Genomic DNA, 7,931 nt, shown 5'->3' on the forward strand with positions numbered 1-7,931 from the left:
GATCGGCAGGCCCGGAAACCAGGCGAAGGTCGAGTTGACCAGGTAGTAGTCCTTGCCCACCCGCGTGATGCTGGGGTCGGGATAGAAGCCCTGCAGGACCGGGTTGCGATACTGGCCCGGCCCGGCCTTGATCGCGTCGGACGGGTCGCTGCCCTGATAGACGAAGTTGCTGAACTGGGCGGTGTTGGGCGCGGCCCACGCCGTATTGGAGGCAGCGGTTCCGGCCAGCAGCGCCAGGGCCAGGGTCAGTCTGATCATGCGTCTCTCCCATCGGGGCTGTTGAGCGCCCCCTCCGTCTCGCTGCGGCTCGCGGCGATCCACCTCCCCCGTTCGCACGGGGGAGGATGAAGCCCCCTCCTCACCCGCGACGCGGGGGAGGTGGCGCGGTGCGGATATGCACCGCGACGGAGGGGGCGCTCGATATCCTCAAATCCCCGGCGCGTAGGGGAACTGCAGGCTCTCGTAATAGTCCAGCGTCCGGGCCGGCGGCTTTTCGCCGGGCGGCAGGGGGCGCTTGGAGAAGGTCTGGAACCAGGCGATCGAGGCGTCGCGCCACCACTGGGCCTCGTTTCGCTGGATCTTCAGGAAGTCGGCGACCTCGGCGTGGCGCGGGGCGTCGACATAGGGCGCGACCGACGCCCAGGTCTTCTCCATGCCGTCCACGTACGCGACGCCGCGCCCGTAGTGCTTGACCATGCCGTCCCACAGGGTGTCGCCGGACTTCAGGCGGTAGTCCCAGGGCAGGTGGTGGAACCACAGCAGGTCCTTCTCGTCGACGCACTTGAGGTCGGCGAAGCAGGCGCCCACGGCCGGGGCGTACTGGGCCGTGGCGTTGCTGCCGGTGGGGGTGCGGTCGAAGCCGATCCCGTCGGGTCCGGCCTTGGCGTAGTAGACGCTGGTCCAGTCGGCGCGCTCGCCGCCAGCCACCCAGGGGCCTGGGCCGTAGTGGTGGCTGCGGCCCATCTGATGGTGCAGGCCCAGCGGCGTCATGTAGTCCACCGCCGCCTCGCGCGAGCCCATCATCATGTCGACAACGGGCTTCACGAAGCGCGGGTCGTTGGTGAAGGTCATCTTGGCCCAGTCCTCGGCGATCGTCCTGGCCGAGGCCTCCGGATCCCAGGCCAGACGGCCGAAGACGTACCAGTTGGCCTGGTCGAACTGCGAGCCGCTCCAGTTGCGGTCCGTGCCGATATTGGCCACGCCGGCCATCACCGTCAGCTTGCGGCCGTCCAGCGCGCCGTCGATGACCTTGGCCACGGTCGAGCCTTTCCCGTGGGCCATCGTGTCAGCCTTCAGCGTCTCCTCGTAGAGCGGGCCCAGATAGACGAGGTGGGTGGCGAAGCCGAGGTATTCCTTGGTGATCTGGAACTCCATGCCGAGGTTGCTCTTGGGCATGGCCCCGAACAGCGGGTGGAACGGCTCGCGCGGCTGGAAGTCGATCGCGCCGTTCTTGACCTGGATGACCACGTTGTCGCGGAACTGGCCGTCGAACGGCTTGAACTCGCTATAGCCCTGCTTGGCGCGGTCGTCGGGCTGCTCGTGCGAATAGACGAAGGCGCGCCAGATCACGACGCCGCCGTGCGGGCCCACCGCGTCGGCCAGCATGTTGGCCCCGTCGACATGGGTGCGGCCATAGTCCTGCGGGCCGGGCTGGCCCTCGGAATTGGCCTTGACCAGGAAGCCGCCGAAGTCGGGGATGGCCTTGTAGATCTCGTCGGCCTTGGCCTTCCAGAAGGCGGCGACGGCCGGGTCCAGCGGGTCGGCGGTCTTCAGCCCGCCCAGTTCGACCGGGGCCGACCAGCGGGCCGAGAGATAGACCTTGATCCCATAGGGCCGGAACGTGTCGGCCAGGGCCGCGGCCTTGGCGATATAGGCCGGGGTCAGGCTGTCGGCTTTGGCGTTGACGTTGTTGAGGACCGTGCCGTTGATGCCCAGCGAGGCGTTGGCGCGGGCGTAGTCGACCATGCGCGGGTCCACATGGCCGGGCAGCCGCCACCAGTCGAAGATCGACTGGCCCGAATAGCCGCGCTCGACCGTGCGGTTCAGGTTGTCCCAGTGGTTCAGCAGCCGCAGCTTCACCTTGGGGGACGAGGCGATGTCGAGGGTCTCCACCGGCTGGCGGGTCTGGATCAGCTCCAGATAGCGGAAGACGCCGTAGAGGACGCCAATGTCGCGGTTGGCGGCGATCACCGTGGTCTTCTTGCCGTTCACCGCCACGGTGCGGATCAGATAGCCCTCGTCGCCCAGGTCCTTTTGCGGCGCGACGGTCAGTTGGATCACCCCGTCGCGGGCGCCGGCGGCGGCGCTGGCGGGCTTGCCGACCAGGCCCGTCAGGCCGCGCTCCAGCTCGGCGCGCGCGACCTTCAAAGTGGGGGTGTCCGGGACGGGCGCGATGGCGGCGGCGCGGGCGGCGTAGGCGGCTCGGGCCGAGGCCTCGACGGGCTTGTAGCGCAGCCACAGGTCATAGCCGTCCTCGGCCCGGACGGCGGGAGCGGCCAGCAGCAGAAGCCCAAGGGCCAGGGCGATCAAACGCATCGTTTCACTCCCACCTAATCCCGATTTCTCCGGCGAACGCCGGGGCCCAGATCCAAGCGCTACGCGGCGCCAAGCTTGTCTGGAAAACGGCCTTACAACCTGGGTCCCGGCGTTCGCCGGGAAGATCGGCTTATTTGAAACTTCCGCCCCCGGAACGACACCGCACGAGACAGGCGCCGCGCGAGGTCGGGTCTTATAGTCTTAGTGGTCAGACCACCGGGTTGACAACCTTTATGGTACCGGTACATCCATAAGCCAGGGAGGAGGAATGGGAAGGCCTGCGCGTCCGCGCGCCGCGTCCCCTGTCTTTCGGCCCGCCCATTCACGCCCCCCGCGGCCCAGCCGAAGCGTCCCATGCCCAAGATCATCGCCGCCAAGACCATCGTCACGTGCCCGGGGCGCAACTTCGTCACCCTGAAGATCGTCACCGACCAGGGCGTGTACGGGATCGGCGACGCCACGCTGAACGGCCGCGAACTGGCGGTCGAGGCCTATCTGACCCAGCACGTCATTCCCTGCCTGATCGGTCGCGACGCCCACCAGATCGAGGACATCTGGCAATACCTCTATCGCGGCGCCTACTGGCGCCGGGGTCCGGTGACCATGGCCGCCATCGCCGCGGTCGACATGGCGCTGTGGGACATCAAGGGCAAGATCGCCGGCCTGCCCTTGTATCAACTCCTGGGCGGCGCCTGCCGCACGGGCGTGATGGTCTATGGCCACGCCAACGGCGAGACGATCGAGGAGACCCTCGACAACGCCGCCCACTACGCCGAGCAGGGCTACAAGGCCATCCGCCTGCAGACCGGAGTGCCGGGCATGAGCGGGACCTACGGCGTCTCCAAGGACAAGATGTTCTACGAGCCCGCCGACAGCGACCTGCCCAAGGAGACGATCTGGTCGACCGAGCGCTACATGCGCAGCGCTCCGGCCCTGTTCGAGGCCGCCCGCGAGCGCCTGGGCTGGGACGTCCACCTGCTGCACGACGTCCACCACCGCCTGACCCCGATCGAGGCCGGGCGCCTCGGCAAGGACCTGGAGCCCTACCGCCTGTTCTGGATGGAGGACGCCACCCCGGCCGAGAACCAGGCGAGCTTCCGCATCATTCGCCAGCACACCACCACTCCGCTGGCCGTGGGCGAGATCTTCAACTCGATCTGGGACTGCAAGCAGCTGATCGAGGAGCAGCTGATCGACTACATCCGCGCCACGGTCGTTCACGCCGGCGGGATCACCCACCTGAAGAAGCTGGCCAGCTTCGCCGACCTGCACCACGTGCGCACCGGCTGCCACGGGGCGACCGACCTGTCGCCGGTCTGCATGGGCGCGGCCCTGCACTTCGACCTGTCGATCCCCAACTTCGGGGTCCAGGAATATATGCGCCACACGCCCGAGACCGACGCGGTGTTCCCGCACGCCTACACCTTCAAGGACGGCATGCTGCACCCGGGCGAGGCGCCGGGCCTGGGCGTCGACATCGACGAGGATCTGGCCGCCAAGTATCCCTACAAGCGCGCCTATCTGCCGGTGGCCCGCCGCCTCGATGGCTCGATGCACGACTGGTGAGCCGGCGCGGCGGCCCTCCCCTCACCCGACATCTGCCTGACGTCTGGCCAATGAGGTCCCACGCCCTGACCATTCCGGCTAAAAGGACACAAAAACAGGCCGAACTCCGCCGGTCTCCGTGGTAGTGATTCCCGGACTTCGGCGCACGCCGCCGTCCTTCCGAGCCTCACGCCGCACATGTCTGACAACGTCAAGCTCTACCGCAGGATCGCCGACACCGTGGCCGACGCCATCGAGGCGGGCCAGTACAAGCTGGGCGACCGCCTGCCGACCGAACGCGAACTGGCCGAGCAGTTCGGCGTCAGCCGCCCGACCCTGCGCGAAGCGATGATCGCGCTGGAAATGCTGGGCATGATCGAGGCTCGCCACGGCCTGGGCATCTACGTCACCGGCGCGGTGCGCCCGGTGGCCCCCTCGCCCGACATGGACTTCGAGATCGGCGCCTTCGAGCTGATCGAGGCCCGCCGCCTGTTCGAGGGCGAGGCCGCCGCCCTGGCCGCCACCTCGATCACCGACGAGCAGATCGCCGAGCTCGAAGGCCTGCTGCAGCGGATGCACGAGGAAGAGGAAGAGCACGGCGGCGAGGCGGCCGACCGCGACTTCCACATGATCATCGCCCGGGCCACCGGCAACGGCGCGATCATCGCCACGATCGAGAACCTGTGGGACTGGCGCAACCGCTCGCCCCTGGCCCGCAACATCCTGACCCGCGCCCGCGGCATGGGCCTGGAGCCGCGTATCGTCGAGCACCGCCGCGTCGTCGAGGCCCTGAAGGCCCGCGACCCCGCCGCCGCCCGCCAGGCCATGCGCGACCACCTGGAACGCGTCATCGACCACCTGCTGCACGCCACGGAGACCGAGGCGGTGCAGAAGGCGCAGCAGGAGACGAAAGCGCGGCGGAACGCGATCGCGAAAAGGGTGGCGATCTGAGGAAATCCCTCTCTCTTTGAGAGAGGGAGGGGCCCATCGCGCAGCGATGGGAGGGTGAGTGGTCAAGCCGTCACCGAGAAACTCGGATTTCTATCCTTGAGTCCCTCTGACCAGCGAGACCATCCTCGCCCCGCGAACCGCACCGCTATCGCCCGTCAGCTTCGCCAGCGCCAGACCTTCGCCGAGAAGACGCTCTGGGCGCTGGTCCGCAACCGACGCGTGGGCGGTTTCAAGTTTATGCGACAGGCGGTCATCGATCGCTACATCGTGGATTTCGTTTGCGAGTCCTCGAAGGTCATCGTCGAACTAGACGGCCCTGTTCATGAAGGCCGGGAGGACCACGACGCCGAGCGCACGCGGATCCTGGAGCTTTGTGGTTATCTCGTCCTGAGATTCCGAAACGAGAGGGTTCTGGCCGATCCCAGCGGGACGGTGGACGAAATCCTGTCGGTGTTGCGCATGGGAAGGGCTTGACCACTCACCCTCCCATCCCGGCCTTCCGCCGGGACGGGCCCCTCCCTCTCTCGAAGAGAGAGGGGTCTAGTTCCTCCCCTTCTCCCATGCCACCACTGCCCCATGCCGAAGCTCCCCCCGCTCAAGCCCGATTCCGACCAGATGCTGCATCTCGACGCCCTGCGGATCGTCGGGGCGGTGATGATCGTGGTGTTCCACTTCAACCGGTTCATCAACCTGGACGGCCACTGGCAGGCGGTCGACGACACGGTCAAGAGCTTCAGCCTGATCGTGGATCTGTTCTTCCTGATCTCCGGCTACGTGATGGCGGCGATCTATACCGGACGCCTGACGAGCTTGGCCAAGTACGGCGACTTCCTGAAGAAGCGCGTGGCGCGGCTGGGGCCGCTGCACTGGGCGACGCTGGGGGTGTTCGTCGTCATCGCCGCCCTGGGCTGGGCCAGGGTGATCAACGAGCGCGATCCCTCGCGCTACGACGTCGCCTGCATCGTCCCCAACCTCCTGTTCGTCCATGCCTGGGGAACCTGCAAGGCCCAGACCTGGAACTTCGTCAGCTGGGCGATCAGCGCCGAGATGGGCATGTACGTCGCCCTGCCGCTGTTGTTCTGGATCACCGCGAAGGGCCGCTGGGCCACGGCCGCCGTGGCGTTCGGCAGCCTGGCCCTGCTGGTCTGGATGACCCGCGACGGCGAGAGCTTCTCGCAATGGACCTACGACTTCGGCGTCGCCCGGGCGGTTCCGGGGTTCATGCTGGGCATGCTGGCGTTCCAGATGCGTGACGTGCTGGGGCGGCTGCCCTATGCGCGGTTCGTCATGTGGGCCCTGCTGGCGGCTTTCCTGGCCGCCTCGTGGGCGGGGACGTCGCGCACCGTGCTGCTGCTGGTGATGTACGCCATCGGCCTGGCCGGCGTGGCGGCCGACGCGCAAGGCGTCCAGGGTGGGGTCAGCCGGCGCCTGGCTCCGTGGGCGCAGCTGTCGTTCAGCCTCTACCTGCTGCACCCGATCGCGCTGAAGATCGCCCTGAATTGGGTGGGCTTTGGCGCCTGGGGCCTCTCCGGCGACGCCATGCGGCTGTGGTGCCTCGTCTGGGTGATCCTGCTGTTCCCCATCGCCTATCTTTCGCTGGTGGGGTTCGAGCGGCCCGCGCGGGATGGGCTGGCGAAGCTGGGGAAGCGCGAAAAGCCCCCTCTCTCTTAGAGAGAGGGTTGGGGTGAGAGGTTACGAGGTTCGACGGCGGGCCGGCGCTGCGGCTACCGCTGTAACCTCTCACCCTCCCACCGCTTCGCGGCGGGCCCCTCCCTCTCTCTAAGAGAGAGGGTTGTCCGAGATCCCATCCACCCAGGCCGGCAGTTCCCCGATATTCGCCAGCTCGACATAGCGTTCATGCCCCACGGGAGCCTCGGCGGCTTCGTGCGACCAGACCAGCGGGTATGGGATCAAGGCGCCCCAGCAGCCGGCGTCGAGGGCGGGCAGGATGTCGGACTTCATCGAGTTGCCGGCCATCACCGCCTGCTCCGCGCCCGTGCCGTAGCGGTCGAAGACCCGGCGGTAGGTGCTGGCGTCCTTCTCCGACACGATCTCGACGGCCACGAAGTAGTCGCCCAGGCCCGAGGAGGCCAGCTTCTGCTCCTGGTGCAGCAAATCACCCTTGGTGACCAGGATCAGGCGATAGCGCTCCGACAGCGCCGCCAGGGCGTTCTCGACGCCCGGCAGGGGCTCGATCGGCTCGGTCAGCATCTCGCGACCGACCGCCAGGATCTCGCGGATGACGCGGGTGTCGACCGCCCCGTCGGTGACCTCCAGCGCCGTCTCGATCATCGACAGGGTGAAGCCCTTGGCGCCATAGCCGTAGACCCGGAGATTGCGCTTCTCGACGGCCGTCAGCTGGGCCTCGATCTTCTCCGGGTCGCCGTGCTCGGACAGCAGGTCCAGGAAGCGTTGGTGCGACAGGCGAAACAGGCTCTCGCAGTGCCAAAGGGTGTCGTCGGCGTCGACGCCGACGGTGGTGATGCTCGTCATGGTTTCACGACATAGCACCGGCCCCGACACGACGGAATCCTTATGCCCCACGCTCGCGCCTAGAAGGTCAGCACCGCGAAAACCACCAGGCTGACCGGAACCGCCGCCGACAGCGCCATGCTCACCAGCGCTTCGGCCACGCCGAAGGCCAGACGCGTCAGCGAGAACAGCTCGGGGGGCGGGGTCGGGATCATGGGGGTCGCTCCTTACCCGCTGAAGCTTGCCCCGCGCCTCGTTAACGCCCTGGCGCCCTCCGCGTCCGCCGGGTTGCGACAGATTGTCCGCGCGCGGCGCCCATCGCCCAAGAGAAAGGCCCGGCCCAAAAGAAAGGCCCGGCGCAAGGCCGGGCCAGATGGTCGGGGGAGGTTACGCGGTCCGGACCCCGAGGGACCCGAACCAGGAGTCCG

General features: G+C 67.6%; 8 protein-coding genes. 4 read left to right on the plus strand and 4 right to left on the minus strand.

The window, feature by feature from the left end; genetic code table 11:
* Both VJ655_RS11245 and VJ655_RS11250 read right to left on the minus strand, forming a co-directional pair.
* The coding region (locus VJ655_RS11245; RefSeq protein ID WP_324111148.1) for a family 43 glycosylhydrolase at positions 1–258 on the minus strand (258 nt) is incomplete at its 3' end.
* Positions 259–426: 168 nt separating this feature from the next.
* Entirely contained in the window at positions 427–2,535 is a 2,109-nt protein-coding gene (locus tag VJ655_RS11250; RefSeq protein ID WP_324111149.1) for an alpha-glucuronidase family glycosyl hydrolase, read from the minus strand.
* A 354-nt stretch (positions 2,536–2,889) separates the two neighbouring features.
* Between VJ655_RS11250 and manD the strand changes: the two genes are divergently transcribed.
* The 4 genes from manD (at position 2,890) to VJ655_RS11270 (ending at position 6,702) form a co-directional block, all read left to right on the plus strand.
* Positions 2,890–4,101 (plus strand): D-mannonate dehydratase ManD, encoded by a 1,212-nt coding sequence (gene manD / locus VJ655_RS11255; RefSeq protein ID WP_324111150.1) that lies wholly within the window; start codon positions 2,890–2,892, stop codon positions 4,099–4,101.
* A 177-nt stretch (positions 4,102–4,278) separates the two neighbouring features.
* Positions 4,279–5,031 carry a FadR/GntR family transcriptional regulator gene (locus VJ655_RS11260; protein WP_324111151.1) on the plus strand — a complete coding sequence of 251 codons (753 nt, stop codon included), beginning with the start codon at positions 4,279–4,281 and terminating at the stop codon, positions 5,029–5,031.
* Between the two features lie 96 nt (positions 5,032–5,127).
* Complete coding sequence (locus VJ655_RS11265; protein WP_324111155.1) at positions 5,128–5,505, plus strand: endonuclease domain-containing protein; 378 nt, start codon at positions 5,128–5,130, stop codon at positions 5,503–5,505.
* Between the two features lie 102 nt (positions 5,506–5,607).
* Positions 5,608–6,702, plus strand: coding sequence for an acyltransferase (locus VJ655_RS11270; protein ID WP_324111152.1), 1,095 nt, complete (start codon positions 5,608–5,610; stop codon positions 6,700–6,702).
* A 108-nt stretch (positions 6,703–6,810) separates the two neighbouring features.
* On the opposite strand, the gene VJ655_RS11275 is transcribed toward VJ655_RS11270, so the two are convergent.
* Together VJ655_RS11275 and VJ655_RS11280 are read right to left on the minus strand one after the other, a co-directional pair.
* The gene (locus tag VJ655_RS11275) at positions 6,811–7,524 is read right to left on the minus strand and encodes an HAD family hydrolase (RefSeq protein ID WP_324111153.1); all 714 of its coding nucleotides are present in this window, start codon (positions 7,522–7,524) and stop codon (positions 6,811–6,813) included.
* Between the two features lie 59 nt (positions 7,525–7,583).
* Entirely contained in the window at positions 7,584–7,718 is a 135-nt protein-coding gene (locus tag VJ655_RS11280; protein WP_324111154.1) for a hypothetical protein, read from the minus strand.
* Positions 7,719–7,931 lie beyond the last annotated feature (213 nt).

This window comes from Caulobacter sp. (genome assembly GCF_035254145.1).
GTDB lineage: Bacteria > Pseudomonadota > Alphaproteobacteria > Caulobacterales > Caulobacteraceae > Caulobacter.

Bases quoted from the DNA above. Each gene is read 5' to 3' on its own strand.
- VJ655_RS11250 (WP_324111149.1), bottom strand. From the start codon at position 2,535: ATGCGTTTGATCGCCCTGGCCCTTGGGCTTCTGCTGCTGGCCGCTCCC.
- VJ655_RS11270 (WP_324111152.1), top strand. From the start codon at position 5,608: ATGCCGAAGCTCCCCCCGCTCAAGCCCGATTCCGACCAGATGCTGCAT.
- manD (WP_324111150.1), top strand. From the start codon at position 2,890: ATGCCCAAGATCATCGCCGCCAAGACCATCGTCACGTGCCCGGGGCGC.
- VJ655_RS11280 (WP_324111154.1), bottom strand. From the start codon at position 7,718: ATGATCCCGACCCCGCCCCCCGAGCTGTTCTCGCTGACGCGTCTGGCC.
- VJ655_RS11275 (WP_324111153.1), bottom strand. From the start codon at position 7,524: ATGACGAGCATCACCACCGTCGGCGTCGACGCCGACGACACCCTTTGG.
- VJ655_RS11260 (WP_324111151.1), top strand. From the start codon at position 4,279: ATGTCTGACAACGTCAAGCTCTACCGCAGGATCGCCGACACCGTGGCC.